This is a genomic window from Sorangium sp. So ce131 (assembly GCF_051519095.1).
Taxonomy (GTDB): domain Bacteria; phylum Myxococcota_A; class Polyangia; order Polyangiales; family Polyangiaceae; genus Sorangium.
Genome location: NZ_CP150455.1, coordinates 11,721,434 through 11,736,522 on the forward strand (window position 1 = coordinate 11,721,434; position 15,089 = coordinate 11,736,522).

General features: G+C 72.3%; 11 protein-coding genes. 9 read left to right on the top strand and 2 right to left on the bottom strand.

All coding sequences use genetic code 11. The annotated features are described in order from the left end of the window. Positions 1 to 270: 270 nt before the first annotated feature. The 3 genes from WMF43_RS42580 to WMF43_RS42590 all read left to right on the top strand — a co-directional run bounded on the left by WMF43_RS42580 (position 271) and on the right by WMF43_RS42590 (position 5,543). Entirely contained in the window at positions 271 to 2,175 is a 1,905-nt protein-coding gene (locus WMF43_RS42580; RefSeq protein ID WP_437673775.1) for an HDIG domain-containing metalloprotein, read from the top strand. 67 nt (positions 2,176 to 2,242) lie between these two features. Continuing rightward, positions 2,243 to 3,970: an acyl-CoA dehydrogenase family protein gene (locus WMF43_RS42585; RefSeq protein WP_437673777.1), complete on the top strand. Its 1,728-nt coding sequence runs from the start codon at positions 2,243 to 2,245 to the stop codon at positions 3,968 to 3,970. Between the two features lie 364 nt (positions 3,971 to 4,334). Beyond that, positions 4,335 to 5,543, top strand: coding sequence for a serine/threonine-protein kinase (locus WMF43_RS42590; protein WP_437673779.1), 1,209 nt, complete (start codon positions 4,335 to 4,337; stop codon positions 5,541 to 5,543). 31 nt (positions 5,544 to 5,574) lie between these two features. On the opposite strand, the gene WMF43_RS42595 is transcribed toward WMF43_RS42590, so the two are convergent. Further along, positions 5,575 to 6,333: a hypothetical protein gene (locus tag WMF43_RS42595; RefSeq protein WP_437673781.1), complete on the bottom strand. Its 759-nt coding sequence runs from the start codon at positions 6,331 to 6,333 to the stop codon at positions 5,575 to 5,577. Positions 6,334 to 6,400: 67 nt separating this feature from the next. Further along, positions 6,401 to 7,501, bottom strand: a complete 1,101-nt coding sequence (locus WMF43_RS42600; protein WP_437673782.1) for a DUF362 domain-containing protein — start codon at positions 7,499 to 7,501, stop codon at positions 6,401 to 6,403. A 365-nt stretch (positions 7,502 to 7,866) separates the two neighbouring features. Between WMF43_RS42600 and WMF43_RS42605 the strand changes: the two genes are divergently transcribed. From WMF43_RS42605 to WMF43_RS42630, 6 genes are all read left to right on the top strand, one after another. Beyond that, positions 7,867 to 8,511 (top strand): ComEA family DNA-binding protein, encoded by a 645-nt coding sequence (locus tag WMF43_RS42605; protein WP_437673784.1) that lies wholly within the window; start codon positions 7,867 to 7,869, stop codon positions 8,509 to 8,511. Between the two features lie 295 nt (positions 8,512 to 8,806). After that, complete coding sequence (locus WMF43_RS42610; RefSeq protein WP_437673786.1) at positions 8,807 to 9,187, top strand: Hsp20/alpha crystallin family protein; 381 nt, start codon at positions 8,807 to 8,809, stop codon at positions 9,185 to 9,187. 219 nt (positions 9,188 to 9,406) lie between these two features. Then, positions 9,407 to 10,918 (top strand): UDP-N-acetylmuramate--L-alanine ligase, encoded by a 1,512-nt coding sequence (locus WMF43_RS42615; protein ID WP_437673788.1) that lies wholly within the window; start codon positions 9,407 to 9,409, stop codon positions 10,916 to 10,918. Continuing rightward, positions 10,915 to 11,751 (top strand): inositol monophosphatase family protein, encoded by an 837-nt coding sequence (locus WMF43_RS42620; RefSeq protein ID WP_437673790.1) that lies wholly within the window; start codon positions 10,915 to 10,917, stop codon positions 11,749 to 11,751. The genes WMF43_RS42615 and WMF43_RS42620 overlap by 4 nt, the downstream gene beginning before the upstream one ends. A gap of 791 nt (positions 11,752 to 12,542) precedes the next feature. After that, complete coding sequence (locus WMF43_RS42625; protein WP_437673792.1) at positions 12,543 to 13,262, top strand: hypothetical protein; 720 nt, start codon at positions 12,543 to 12,545, stop codon at positions 13,260 to 13,262. Between the two features lie 3 nt (positions 13,263 to 13,265). Beyond that, positions 13,266 to 15,062 carry an MXAN_5187 family protein gene (locus tag WMF43_RS42630; protein ID WP_437673794.1) on the top strand — a complete coding sequence of 599 codons (1,797 nt, stop codon included), beginning with the start codon at positions 13,266 to 13,268 and terminating at the stop codon, positions 15,060 to 15,062. The last annotated feature ends 27 nt before the right edge of the window (positions 15,063 to 15,089 follow it).

The window sequence follows — 15,089 nt, forward strand, 5'->3', positions numbered from 1 at the left end:
CGCAGCGGGGACATTTCCTGTGGGTAGCAACTTTTGCGCCGAACGGCAATTGTCTGCTCGAGCCGATGTTTTCATGGAGCATCTGGAGCATCGCGGGCGGCGGGTGGCCCCTGGCGCGCCGCTGACTCGGCCCCGCATCTTTGCTAGGGTCCCGCCTACACATTGACACCGGCGGCCGCCAGCGGCCGTCCGGTGACCGCGGGGCGACGCGCGAGCGCGCCCCGTCAACCATGGCAAGGTCGCATCGAGCGGACGAGACCGAGCGGTTCCATGCTGCGCACGCGTATCCGAGCAGGTCCCCTCGCCGGCTTCGTCTTGAGCCTCCTCTTCGCGGCGCTCTTCGCCGTGCTCAACGTGGGCGAGCTCTTCATCCCGGCGCTCACGCCGGAGATCGGCAAGCCCGCGCCGGTCACGCTGCGCGTCCCCTACGGGCCGCGGATCGAGCGCGACACGCACGACGGCGGCTTCACGCTGTCGTACGAGCACGGGCGCGTGATCGTGCCGCGCGGCACGGTCCTCTCGGAGCACAACGAGGAGCATGACGCCGCGATGGCGTACGAGACGGTGCGCCGCCAGCGGCGGCCCGGCCTCGGCGCGCGGCTCGCGAGCACGTACGTCATCCACCTCATCGTCTGCCTGATGCTGACGGTCTACCTGCGGCGCTTCGGGCAGAACCGGGTGCGGCTGCTCCGCACGCAGGTGGGCATGTTCGTGCTGATGGCGGCCTCGCTCGTCGTCGCGAAGCTCCTCTTGCTCTTCACGGCGCTGCCCGAGTTCTGGATGCCCGTCGCGGCGCTCCCGCTCTGGGTGGCGATCGCGTTCGATCGCCGGACGGCCTTCCTCGTCGAGGTGGGCGTCGCGTTCATCGCCGCGTCGCTGCTCCGCTTCGATGTCGTCCTCTTGTCCGTGCTGCTCGTGCGGGGCATCGCCGCGACGATGTTCTTCTTCAAGCGCAAGAGCTCGCGGCAGCTGCTCATCGCGGGGAGCCTCGCGGGCCTCGCCGGCGCCGTCGGGTTCATCGCGCTCACCGTGCTGTTCGAGGGCCGGTTCGACCTCGGCGCCGATCTGCGGCGCTGGCTCGGGTCCAACGTGCTCGCCTGCGTCGGCGGGGGGCTGCTCGTCGGCATGCTCGGGCGGAGCCTCAGGGAGCCGGCCGAGCGCGCGATGGGCCAGGTGCCCCGCGAGAAGCTGCTCGACCTCACCGACCTGGAGCAGCCGCTGCTCAAGAAGATGGCGGCCGAGGCGCCGGGCAGCTGGGAGCACGCGCGCGCGATGGCGAACCTCGCCGAGGCGTCCGCCGCGGCGATCGGCGCCGACGCGCTGCTGACGCGCGTGGGCGCCTACTACCACGACCTCGGCAAGACGGTGCAGCCCAAGTACTTCATCGAGAACCTCGCGCCGGGCGAGCGATCGCCGCACGAGGATCTCGAGCCGGAGGTGAGCGCCGACGCGATCATGGCGCACGTCGTGATGGGCACGAAGATCCTGCGCGAGGGCAACATCCCCGAGCCCGTGGTCGAGTTCGCGTACACCCACCACGGCACGCAGGTCGTCGAGTACTTCTGGCACAAGTGCGTCGAGCAGGGGAACCCGAAGGACCTGACGCAGGAGCACTTCCGCTACCCCGGCATGAAGCCGCAGACGAAGGAGACCGCGATCCTGATGCTGGTCGACTCCATCGAGGCGGCGTCGCGGACCATCTGGCCCCCCGAGCACAAGAAGTTCGAGGAGATGATCCAGCGGGTGATGTTCTCGAAGCTCGCGTCCGGGCAGCTCGATCAGTCGGGCCTGACGATCGAGGATCTGCGCATCATGACGACCCGGATGGCGTCGACGCTGGTCAACATGTACCACGGGCGCATCAAGTACCCGTGGCAGCGCGAGAACGAGCGCGCCGGCCACACGCCCGCGCCGCCGACGGGCACGCCGCACCCGGCGCGACCGGCCACGCCCACGCCCGTGCCGCCGTCCGGCGTGGCGGCGCAGGACGGGAGCGCCGCGGCGCCGGCGTCCTCGCGCGCCGCGGCGCCGGCCTCCTCGCGCGCCGCCGCCCCGGCGCCCTCACCCGCGCGCGGCGCGGCCGCGGAGCCGACCGCGGGCAACGGCGAGGCGCCCCCGCCCGCCGAGGACGGCAAGACCGAGGAGCCGGCAGGGTCGCCGAAGAGGGCGCACTGAGCCGATCGGGCGCGCCGCGCGCCCGTGGCGAGGCGCAGGAGCCTGCGCCCTGAACGAGGAAGGTCCGATGCCCCCGACGATCGAGCAGAGCTTCATGAAGGCCCTCTTCCACGGCATCATCGCCGAGGACATCATCTTCCCGTACCCGGAGATGCCCGCCGAGGACCGGGAGACGACGTCGATGATCCTGGAGAGCGTGCGGCGCTTCTTCTCGGCGAACGTCGACAGCGAGAAGATCGACCGCGAGCACGCGATCGACCCCCGGATCATCGACGAGATGAAGGGGCTCGGCCTGATGGGGCTGCAGATCCCGGCCGACCACGGCGGCAGCAACCTCAGCAACATGGCGTACGCGCGCGTGATGCAGGAGGTCGGCGGGCTCGACGCGTCGATCGCGGTCACGCTCGGCGCGCACCAGTCGATCGGCCTGAAGGCGATCATGCTCTTCGGGACGGAGGAGCAGAAGCAGCGGTATCTCCCGAAGCTCGCCTCGGGCGAGTGGATGGCGGCCTTCGCGCTGACGGAGCCGGGCGCGGGCTCCGACGCCGCGGCGATGAGGACGCGCGCCGAGGCGTCGGCCGATGGCTCGCACTACACGCTGAACGGGTCGAAGATCTGGATCACGAACGGCGGCTTCGCCGACGTGTTCACGGTGTTCGCCCGGACCTCGGCGCTCGAGGAGGGGAGGAAGCCGAAGCTCACGGCGTTCATCGTGGAGCGGGGCATGGGCGTGAAGAGCGGCCCGAACGAGCACAAGCTCGGGATCCGGGGCTCGTCGACGACGGAGCTCTTCTTCGACGACGTGCGGGTGCCGCGCGAGAACGTGCTCGGCGAGGTGGGCAAGGGCTTCAAGGTCGCCGTCGAGGTGCTCAACAACGGGCGCCTCGGCCTGTCGGCGGGGTGCCTGGGCGCGTGCAACACGCTCCTCCGGATGGCGCTCGAGCGCGTGCAGGAGCGGCGCGCGTTCGGCCGGAGCATCGGGGATTTCGGGCTCATCAAGGACAAGATCGCGACGATGCTCGCGCAGACGTACGCGCTCGAGTCCATCACGTACCTGACGGCGAGCCTCGTCGACGCCAAGGTCCCCGACTTCTCGCTCGAGAGCGCGATCTGCAAGGTCATGGGGAGCGAGACGCTCTGGTTCGTGGTCAACGAGACGCTCCAGATCGCGGCCGGCATCGGGTACATGCAGGACTACCCCTACGAGCGGCACCTGCGCGACGCGCGGATCAACATGATCTTCGAGGGGACGAACGAGATCCTCCGCTGCTTCATCGCGCTCTCCGGGATGAGCGGCCCGGGCAAGGCGCTCGCGGACGTGGCCAAGGCGATGCGCGAGCCGATCAAGGGCTTCGGGTTGCTCAGCGACTTCGCGATCCGCAAGGCGCGGACGGTGCTCGGGCGCGAGCGGATGGCGAGGGCGCACCCGCTGCTCAGCCGGGAGGCGGTGATCTTCGAGGAGTTCACCGCCGAGCTCGCCACCCACAGCGAGGACATGCTCCGGAAGCACGGGCGGGAGATCGCCGAGATGCAGTATGTGCAGCGGCGCATCGCCGAGATGGCCATCGACCTCTACTGCATGGCCGCCTGCATCGCGCGCACGACGCGCGCCATCGAGCGGCGCGGCGAGGAGGGGGCGCGGCGGGAGATCGACCTCACGACCGTGTTCACCGGCATGGCGCAGAAGCGGCTCCGGCAGCACGTGTCGGATTTCCAGAAGAACGACGACGAGCTGCGCAAGGCGATCGCGGTGCGCGCCTATGCGGATCGCGCCTACCCGTTCGACATCCTGTAATCCCAGCCCGCCTCACCTCCGCGGAGTCCCAGCTCGCCTCACCTCCGCGGACATCGCGCGCCATGTGGCTCATCACATGACGCACATCGCCTGACGATCACCGCTCCTCCTTGATTACCACCTTCGCCGCGGCGCACCCGCGTTGTATGCGCGGCGTGCGCGGAGCGAGCGCCGTGTGTGCGGCGAGAACCCGCACGTTTCGATAAGTTTTCCGCGCGCGGTAGGGACGGATTGCGGTATACACTATCTGGGAGTAGCATTGACGTCGGCCCTTCGACAGGAATCAGGTGATCACTTGTCCCAGTCCCGAGCATTGGGTGGCAGGTGCGGAGCCATGACGGAGACTGCTGAAGGTCGAACCGTCATGGACAAGTATCGCCTCGAGCGCCGGCTCGGCGGCGGCGGGATGGGCGATCTGTGGCTGGGCTTCGACGTCAAGCTCAGGCGGCGGGTGGTCATCAAGTTCATCCGGAGCTTCGCGGCGAGCGACCCTGCGCTGCTCGCGCGCTTCGAGCGCGAGGCCCGCGCGTCCGCCCGCGTCCGGAGCCCGTACGTCATCGAGACGTACGATTACGGGATCGATCGCGGCGCGGCCTTCATCGTGATGGAGTACCTCGAGGGCGAGGACCTGAATCGGCGCCTCGATCGCGAGCAGAAGCTCCCCCTCGGGCAGGCGACGGTCATGTTCACGCAGCTCGGCAAGGCCCTCGACGCGGTCCACGCCGCGGGGGTGGTCCACCGGGATCTGAAGCCGGGGAACGTCTTCCTCGCGTCCTCGGGCGGTGACGAGCTGGTGAAGGTGCTCGATTTCGGCGTCGCGAAGTCGTCCTGCTCGCGCGACAGGATCACGAAGACGGGCATGGTCCTCGGGACGCCGCGGTACATGAGCCCGGAGCAGGCCCTGGCGCCCAAGCAGGTCGATTACCGGACCGATCTCTGGTCGATGGCGGTGATCCTTTACCGCGCGATCACCGGCCAGTGCCCCTTCGCTGGCGCCAACGTCATCGAGCTGGTGAGGCACATCTGCCAGACCACGTTCCCGAAGGCGTCCGCGGTGGCGCCGGAGCTCCCGCCCGGGATCGACGCGTTCTTCACGAGGGCGTTCGAGTTCGATCCCGCGGCGCGGTTCCAGTCGGGCAGAGAGATGATGGAGGCGTTCGCCGCGCTGGTGCAGGCGCAGGCGCCGACCTCCACGCCGATGCCGCTCTCGCTGCGCGATCCGTACGGCGCGCCGCACTCCGAGAGGAGCGGCGTCGTGAGGGTGAGCGCGCCCGCGGCCCCGCCCCGCTACGCGATGGATCAGACGACGATGGCCGCCATGCTGGCGGCGCCGGCGAACGATCTCGGCGGCCCGGCCGGGCACGCCCCCGCGCCGGAGCCGGCCGAGGGCGACCGCACGAGCGAGATCGCGCTGGACAGCCGCGTCCTTCCGCCGGTCCGGGTCCCCTGGCTGGTCGCCCTCGCGCTGCTCCTCGCGGCCGTCTTCGTCGTCTGCCACAGCATGGTCCAGGGCACGTTCTGGTCGCCGGGCACGCAGGGGACCGCGGAGCGCGCGGCGCCGCTGGACACGTGAACGGGCGCGGCCCCGCGCGGCGCCTCGGCGATCACCGCGCCTCGGGCTTGGGCGCCTCGGCGATGCGGGGCAGCCACCTGAGCCTGGGCGCGCCCTCGTCGATCCAGCGGTCGCGCACACGGCGCGCGAGATCGGCGTGGTGGCTCGACTTCACGGCCAGGGCGGACACAAGGCACGTCCCTGGCCACGACTCGTAGGCCGCGATCGCGCCCACGTAATCGTCGCTCGCGAACACCGACTCGACGCTGCCGTCGACGACCTTGAACACGAGCGGCCGCACCTCGCCGTCGATCTCCTGCGTCGTCCGGATGATCTGCGCCTCTCCGATGCGCACGCCGTAACCGTCCGCGAGCGGCGCGTTCTTCGCCCAGAACTCGTCGAGGCAGCTGTCCGGATCGCTCGGCCCCGAGGTGGTCGTGTAGAGGACCGTCAGGGCGGCGTAATACTCCTTGCCGTACCGGTAGCTCGCGCGCGTCGGGTGCCGCCAGATCCGCATCCTCCGCCACTTCTTCTGGTCGGCGAGCGGCACCGCGAGGGTCTTGTAATGGTCCGACATCTGGCCCCACGGCTCGCTGAGCAGCCGCTCGAGCGCGGCCCGCTCCGGGTCGGCCGCGTCGCCTCCCGGGTTCTCCCGGGTGACGGAGGCCGGCGTCGGGGGGAGCCCCGGCGGCCGGGCCGGGGGGCTGCTGCTCGTGCAGGCGAGCCCTGCGGCGAGCGAGGCGAGGAGCGGGATCGCCGGCGCGGTCCCCCGGCGAATGGCAGAGAGCGCTGTCGGTGTGGGGCGGGGCATGGGCAACACGAGCGGTGGCGGGCGGGTCTCGTCGGCGGCAGCCCCGCGGGGGGATCCCGCGGCGCCGCTACAATCGGACCTCGCGCATCGCAATTTTATTCTTGTCGAAGACGCCCAGACCGAGCTCGCCCGCGATGCGGATGTACGACGGCTCCCGGCTCGCCTCCTTCAGCGTGGGCAGCCCGTTCTCCTTGCGCCACCCCTCGACCACGCCCCAGCCGATCACATCCATGGCGACCGGGTCGGTCGTGGCATAGACCGACTCGTGCAGGACACGCCGCTTCGGGTTCTTGTCGAGCGGGCCCTGGTCGTAGATGAGCTTGAAGCCGTCCGTGATGTGGAGGCGGACGCGGCTCTTCACGACGTCCTGCGCGTAGAGCTCGGCGATCTGCGGGCTCGCGGTGTGCTCGTGAAACGAGTGCGGGTTGATGGTCGTGCCGTGGGTGATGTTCTTGAGGCAGCCGGTGTAGCCGCAGATCGAGTGATCCTTGATCAGCGACACGTTGATCACCGCGGTCGCCTCGGTGAAGGGGCGGACGAACTTGGTGGGGATGCCGCAGACCGAGATGCTCGGCATCACCGCGTCCTTGTTCTCGTGCACGGCGGCGCGGATCCCGGCCGGGAAATCGGCGGCGGGCTTCGCGGTGCGGTCGGCGCAGCGGGTGCCGGCGAGGAAGGACGGGTACTGCTCGAAGATCATGATGTTCTCGGCGGGGACGCCGGCCGCGACCACGCCGCGCACGATCTCGAGGACGAGCTCCTTGTTGGTGGCCATGGTCGCGCCCTTCTGGCCGGCGATGCCGTTCGCCTTGATGGCCACGCGGTCGTCCTTGTGGACGAACCGCCCGAAGGCCGCGCCGAGATCGCCCTTGCCCGTGAGCTCCGCCATGGCCCGCTCGAGCATCCCCTTCGCCGCGGACGCGTCGGGCCAGAGGCCGTTCGGCTGCATCGAGTTCGACTTTGTGACCTTCACGACCTTTCCGGGGATGGACAGCGGCGTGAAGCCCGCGGGCGGCGTGGCGGCGAGGCTCGGGATCGCGTCGGCGAACGCGGCGTGGGGGCCGAGGAACGCGGCGCCGGCGGCGCCGGCGGCGAGCCCGCCCAGGAAGGCTCGGCGCGAGCGACCCGCGGGGCCGGGATCATCGAAGCGAGGGGGATCGTAGGGCATAAGACCTCGTGGTGAGCTCCTTGAGGGCGGAGGGAACGCCGCCGGGTCGCCGGGCGCCCGGAGCACGGATGGTAGCCGAGCTTCTGGCTCGAGACACGGCGACCTCTCGTCGAGCGGTCCCCCCCGGCGCCCCCGGGCCGGGCGGGCCGCCGGCGCCCGAGCAGTCCGCCGGCGCCCGAGCAGGCCGTCGATTCCGCCATGGCGGCGCCGCCTCCGGGGGCGCCGAGAGCCGGCGAATCAACGGCATTTTCCGGGCGATCCGCGCCGGCATACCGCTCGCTTGAGCGGCAGCGCCGAGGGGACGAGCGCCGGCGCGCGGGTGCGCTGCGGGCGGCGTCCTTCGCGCGAGGAGGAGGCGCGGCACGATGCAAGCGACATCGAAGCAGGAAGGTTCGTCAGACGAGCGGACTCATGAAACACACACGGCGGACGCGCGGCGTCCATGGCGGCAGCGGGCGCTCGCGGCGCTGCGGGAGTCGGCCTGGACCGCGCTCGGCGGCAAGGTCGCCGCGTACGTCGCAGGGTTCTTCGCGCTGGCGCTGGTGGGCTCGGGCCACGCGCTGAGCCTGCTCCCGGAGCGCCGGGGCGAAGCGGCCGCCGGGCTGGCGATGGTCGCCGGCAGCCCGCCGCCGCACGCCGCCGCGGATCCGGCGCCGCCGCCCACGGCCGGGCCACAGGAGGCCGAAGGCGCGGGTGCCACCCAAGGCGTAGGGGCCGCCCAAGGCGCGGAGGCCGCAGCGGCGGGGCCGCCGTCGCCCGCGGGCGGGGGCGACGCGGGCGCCCCGGCGAGCGGCGGCGTGACCGCGGACGGCAAGGTGGTGCTGAACCTCGCGACGGAGGCCGATCTGATGCGCCTACCCGGCGTGGGCCCGGCCAAGGCGGCGGCGATCCTGGCGCTCCGCGCCAAGATCAAGCGCTTCCGGAAGGTCGAGGACCTGCTCCGGGTCAAGGGGTTCGGCCGGCGATCGCTGAAGCGGCTGAGGCCGCTCGTGCTGGTCGATCCGCCGTGATGGCGCGCCCCGAGGCGCGTTGACGAGGCGCGTTGGAGGCGCGTTGACGAGAGGCGGTGCGCGCCGGAGCCCGGCGAAGCGGCGCTGCGGGCGGGAGCCCCGTGTCGATGATCGCGGGCTCGCGGCGCTCCTGCGCGGCGCTTTGCAGCGGCGCTGTCACCCGCGCGAGGGGCCATGTGCCGGGACAGCTCGTATCCGCCTCGTGGGGTGATCCGACGGCGCAGAGGGGCGCTTGACGGGCCGCGCAGAATGAATATTCGGAGTGGCGCGGGGGCGCGCTCGAGGAATACGCACGATGCTCTTCAGGAACACGGCCCTTGTTGCGCCCAGCAGCGATGACGCCCGCGACACGCTGCAGATCCTGTGGCCCACCGCGGCCGAGCCCGCCACGTTCGCGCCGCCCGTCGAGGTGACGGAGGACGAGCGCTCGATCACGATCCTGTTCGATCTGGCCGGACATGCGCCGGAGGCGATCGAGGTCGAGATGCGGAGCGGGACGGTGTTCGTCCTGGGGGGCCGGGCGCCCGCCGCCTCATCGCGGCTCCTGCGCGTGTTCGCGCTGGGCGCCAGGATCGACCCGTCGGCGGTCGAGGCGGAGGCGACGCCCGGGCGGCTCTCCGTCCGCATCGGGAAGGTCCCGCCCGGCTCGCGGGCGATCGTCCTCGTGAAGAAGTAGCCGACGCGGCCCGCGCCGGGCCTGCGGACTGCGCGCTCCGGCTCAGCGCAGCGCGCCACTGTAAAAGAGCTCGCCGAGGCCGATGGAGAACACAAAGCAGCCGTAAAGCGCGTGCTCGAGGCAGGACAGCGGCAGCGAGCGAGTCGTCGGAAGCTCGCGGGTGAGCGCGCCCGCCGGAGCCCCTTGCCCTCCGAGGGCGCTCGGGCACACTGCGCCGCGATGCACGTCCACTTCGTCGCCGTCGCGGGCACCGGCATGGGTGCGCTGGCGGGGCTCTTCAAGGCCGCGGGGCACGAGGTCTCCGGCTCCGACGTCTCCTTCTACCCGCCCATGGGACCGGCCCTCGAGCGGTGGGGCATCCGCCTCATGACCGGGTTCGATCCCGCGCACCTCGACCCGCGGCCCGACCTCGTCGTGATCGGCAACGTCTGTCGGCCGACGAACCCCGAGGCGCGCGCCGCCATCGACGGCGGCATGCGGGTGACCACGATGGCGCACGCGCTCGCCGATCACATGCTCGCCGGCCGCTCGCCGCTCGTCGTGGCCGGCACGCACGGCAAGACGACGACGAGCTCGATGTGCGCGTGGCTCCTGCACGAGGCCGGCAGGGACCCCGGCTTCCTCATCGGCGGCCTGCCGAAGAACTTCGACGCGAGCTTCCGGCTGCCGCAGCACGCCCCCTCGGCCGGCGAGCGCGGCGGCGGCCGCCGCGGGCTGCCGCTGCTCCAGGCGGACCCGCCCGAGGCGGGCGGCGCGCGACGCCGGACGCCGTTCGTCGTCGAGGGCGACGAGTACGACACCGCCTTCTTCGAGAAGACGCCGAAGTTCTGGCACTACCAGCCCGAGGTCGGCGTCGTGACCTCGATCGAGCACGACCACATCGACATCTACCCCGACGCGGACGCCTACGAGGCCGCGTTCCGCGGGTTCGTCGAGCGGATCCCGGAGACGGGGCTCGTCGTCGCGGCCGCGCACGATCCGCGGGTCGTCGACGTGGTGTCGCGGTCGGCGCGCGCGGAGGTCGCCTGGTTCGCGCTCGAGGGCGACGACACCCACGGCATGCCGCCGCACTGGCTCGCGGCGCCCGCGGAGGCGAGCGACAGCGGCCAGTCGTTCGACCTCTACGCGGGCGGCGTGATGGCCGGGCGCTTCGCCCTGCAGATGCCGGGGCACCACAACGTGCGCAACGCGGCCGCCGCGATCGCGGCCGCGGCGCAGGGCTTCGGCGTGCCGCTCTCGACCGCCACCGCGGCGCTCGCCCGCTTCGAGGGCGTGCGCCGCCGGCAGGACCTCCTGTTCGAGGCGCGCGGCGTGCGCGTCTACGACGACTTCGCCCACCACCCGACGGCCGTGGACGAGACGCTGCGGGCGCTCCGGTCCCGGCACCCGGACGGCGCGCTGTGGGCCGTGTTCGAGCCGCGCAGCGCGACCGCGTGCCGCGCCCTCCACCAGGAGCCGTACGCGCGCGCCTTCGGCGCGGCGGATCGCGTCGTGCTCGCGCCGCTCGGGCGGCCGGACATCGCCGCGGGCGAGCGGCTCGATCTCGACCGGCTGGTGCGCGACCTGGAGCGGGCGGACAAACGCGCGGAGGCGGCCGCGTCGGTGGACGTGATCGTCGCGACGCTCGCGCGCGAGGCGAAGGAGGGCGACACGATCGCGCTCCTGTCCAACGGGGCGTTCGGCGGCATCTACGAGAAGCTCCGCGACGCGCTCTCGACGAGGCCGCGATGAGCAGCCGCGGTCCGGCCGACCTCGCCGAGCTCTCCGGGATCGCGATCGCCGTGGCCGAGGAAGCGGCGGCGCTCGTGCTGGCCGGCTTCCGCGCGCGCCCGCGCGTGGAGGAGAAGGCGCCGCACGATCTCGTGACCGAGTTCGACCGCGCGAGCGAGGAGCTCCTCATCGCGCGGCTCGGCGAGCTCACGCCGGGCGTCCCCGTGGTCGGCGAGGAGGAGAGCGCGTCGCGGCCGACGTCCGCCCGCGAGGGGCTCGTCTGGTGCGTCGATCCGCTCGACGGCACCACGAACTTCGTCCACGGCCACCCGTTCTGGTGCGTGTCCGTCGGCCTGATGGAGGACGACACGCCCGTCGCCGGCGCCGTCGTCGCGCCCGCGCTCGGCCTGCGCTGGACCGGCCAGCGGCCGCGCGATGCGGCGCCGCCGGGGGCCGCCGGCGAGGCGCGCCGCAACGGCGAGCGCTGCGCGGTCAGCGCCACGACCTCGCTGCACCACGCGATGATCGCGACCGGCTTCCCGCCGGTGCGCGATCGGGCCCCGGACAACAACTTCGACGCGTTCATCACCGTCAAGCGCAAGGCGCAAGCCGTGCGGCGGTGCGGCAGCGCGGCGATCGACCTCTGCATGGTCGCCGACGGGACCTACGACGCCTACTGGGAGCGCCGGCTGCACGTCTGGGACGTCGCCGCCGGCAGCGCGATCGTGCGCGGCGCGGGCGGCGTGATCACCGCGCTCGAGGGGGGTCCACCGGACTACCACATAGGCCACATCGTGGCGTCGAACGGGCTCATCCACGCCTCCATCGTCGCGCTCTTCTCCGACCGAGCTTGATCGCCCGCGAGGTGGGCGCGCAACGGTGCGTGGGCGGTGCGTGGGCGGTGCGTGGGCGATGCGTGGGCGATGCGTGGGCGATGCGTGGACAGGCGCGTGGGCGGTGCGTGGACGGCGCGCAACGGCGCGCGGCGGCCACGCTGGCGCTGCCGGTCGCCCGGCGGCGTACCTGGACGGAGCGGCGGCGCCTCGCCGCCGCGCGAGCGCCCGCGAACTCGACGAGGAGCGGTTGACTGAGCCGCCGAGAGAACTATCCTTTGGTCGTTCCCTCTGCCGACTTTGTGAGGCGCTGGACGATTGAATCCCGAGTAAGCGAGAACCAGGGGGCCAACAACGATACCGTGGTGAGCTAGGCCCGGAACCATTCACCGGGAAGCCTGAAGCGGTACTTAGGCTCCCACCTAGCAGCTATGCTAGGGGTTCAAGTCCTTCGGCCCACGTCCTCGGCGGTACGGAACATCTCTCCTCTGCGGGCCGTTCATGCGGCCCGCAGTTCTTTTGTGCGCTCTGTCAACGATGCGCACGACGCCGCACCGCGGCGCCCGCGGATTGACGCGGGCGACATGCGGGCGTGCGGGGCGGCGCGGGGCGACGCGCCCGCGCGGCCGGTACCCCGCAGGCCGCGCCGACGCCCCGGCTTTTATTTCCGTTCTCATTCCCCTTCCGGTAGCTTCGGGCCTGCGATGGATACGAGATCCCCTCGGTCTGCAGGAGCGCAGCACGATGAGCAACGGCCGGACGCCGGCGCGACGCGGGTTGGTCCGTCAAGCTACCGCGCGGGCCGCTCGCGCGTGATCCGGCGGCTGGCCCTGACGCTCGCGATCGTCGCGGCGCCCGGGGTCGCCCTCGCCGCGGTGGCGGTCAAGGGCAAGGTCACCGGCGTGCCCAAGCTCCTGAACCCCGTCTGGAACGAGGCGAAGGACCCGAAGGCGAACCGGTACACGTTCCGCGAGCCGTCGCCGACCGTGCGCGCCGACGTCCGCGCGCTCGTCGGCTACGCCCCGAAGGAGGTGTGCGTCGCCGCGCTCGGCGAGAAAGGGGCGCCGCTCAAGACCCCGCTCCGCGTCGTCGTGGCGGGCGGCCGCACCTCGCCCGTGACGCTCGTCGTGGCCGAGGGCCAGCAGATCCAGTTCGAGAACCAGGATCCCTTCCCGCACAAGCTCTACGACACCGGCAACAAGGGGCTCCAGCCGGTCGAGACCGCCGCGGCCAAGACCCGCGCCTGGACGCCGCCGGGGCCGGGCAAATACGAGATCCGCGACCAGCTCGCCCCGAGCATCCGGTCGTGGATCGTCGTCGAGCCGAGGACCGTCGCCGTCGGCTACCCCGACCGGCAGGGCAACTTCACGCTCGAGGTCGAGGCCGGCAAGTACACGCTGCAGGGCTACTTCAACGGCGAGCCGGTCGGGAAGCCGCTCGAGGCGGTCGTGAAGGGGCCCGACGAGCAGTTCATCAAGGAGCCGGTCGTCGTGGGCGAGGCCGGCGGCCCGAGCCCGGAGGCTGGGAAGTAGGCCATGCTGCTCTCTCGCTTCTGGTACGGGGTGCTCGCGCTCGCGCTCGGCGCCGCGGTCTTCATCCTCTTCGTCGCCGCGCAGCTCTACAACCGCTCGAGCCACCGCGCGATGAGCGAGTCGCTCAGCGCCGACTCCAGCGCCGTCGAGTGGTACCTCAACGACGACGCGCGGAAGCGCTCCAGCGCGCTCATCCGCGTGGCGCTGAACCCGGCCCTGCGCGGGGCGCTCGCCAAGTCGTCGAACGAGGCCAAGCCGGGCGCGGAGCTGCGCGAGAAGGCGCGCGCCGCGCTGCGCAGCGCGACCGACGAGGTGCCGCCGGAGCTCAAGTTCGATCACGTGTGGGCCGTCGACGCGGCCGGCCGGGTGATCGCGTCGGTGGGCTTCGAGCACCGCGAGGACTGGGAGCTCGGCGGCTACCCGCTCGTCGCCGACGCGCTCCACGGCTGGATCCGCGACGACGCGTGGGTGTGGAAGGGCCGCATCCTGCGCGTCGTGGCGCGCCCCGTGGAGCAGGACGTCAACGGCGAGCCGGTCGGCGCCGTGATCGGCGCGAAGATCATCGACGACGGCTTCGCCCGCGCGGTCACGAAGCGCACCGGCGCCGCCGTCGGCTTCTACGCCGAGGGGTCGCGCGTCGCGTCCGGCGCGCCCGAGGGGTTCGACAAGGCGAACCTCGACCAGATCACGCAGGACCTGAAGCAGCTCGAGGACAACAAGGACTACGTCGAGAAGGGGCGGTCCGAGGTCCGCGTCATCGGCGAGCACCTCGGCGTGGTCTACGCGCGGCTGCCGGGCGAGGCGTGGGAGCTCGGCGCCGGCTACGCGGTCGGCCGCCTCGCGGACTCGGTCGACTCGCCGTTCAAGTTCCTCGACAAGGCGAGCAACGAGGACAAGAGCGGCGTGCCCACCGCGCTCATCCTGCTGCTCGCGGTCCTCGTCCCGGCCGCGGTCGGGCTCGGGCTCTCCGTGCTCGAGCACACGCGGCCGCTCCACGTCTTCCGGACCGAGGCGGCGCGCTTCGCCAAGGGCGAGGTCGACGTGCTGGCGCCGAGCCGGTTCCGCGGCGCCTACCGGAAGATCGCGGCCGACATCAACGACGGCGTCGAGAAGGTGGCCGTGAAGGGAGGGGCGCCCCGGAAGGCCGCCGACCTCGAGCAGGTGCTCGGCCCGATCCCGGCGCAGCCGGCGATGAGCGCGTTCTCGGTCCCGCTCGGCCCCCCCGGCGAGCCGCGCCCCGACTCGCGCCCGTCCTACCCGAAGCCCGTGCTGAGCCCGCGCAGCCCGACCCGGCGCCCGGGGTCCCACCCGCTCAGCGGTCCGCCCCCGGCGCGCGACTCCGTGGAGCCCGTCGAGGCGATCGAGGAGGTCTCGGACGCGGCGATCGCGATCTCCGCCAGCGGCCCCACGGGCGCTCCGGGGCGCCCGCCGCCGCGGCGCCCGCCGCCGCCGCCGCCGCCGAAGGCGCCGTCCGGCTCGAGCCCCTCCCTCGAGGCGCCGGCCGCCGCCGCAGCGGCCGCCGCGGCGCCCGCGCCCGACCCCGCCGCTGCGCCGGCCGCGCCGCAGGACGGCGCGCCGGACGCCGACGAGCTCACGGAGTGGAACGCCGTCTACGAGGAGTTCCTGTCGGTCAAGCAGCAGTGCGGCGAGCCCACGAACGCCCTCACCTTCGAGAAGTTCAAGGGGACCTTGCAGCGCAACAAGGACGCGCTCGTGGCTCGCCACAACTGCTCGCGGGTGCGCTTCACGGTCTATGTGAAGGACGGCAAGGCGGCGCTCAAGGCGTCGCCGGTGAAGTGAGCCGCCGGCACCGCCGCGGCCGCCGGC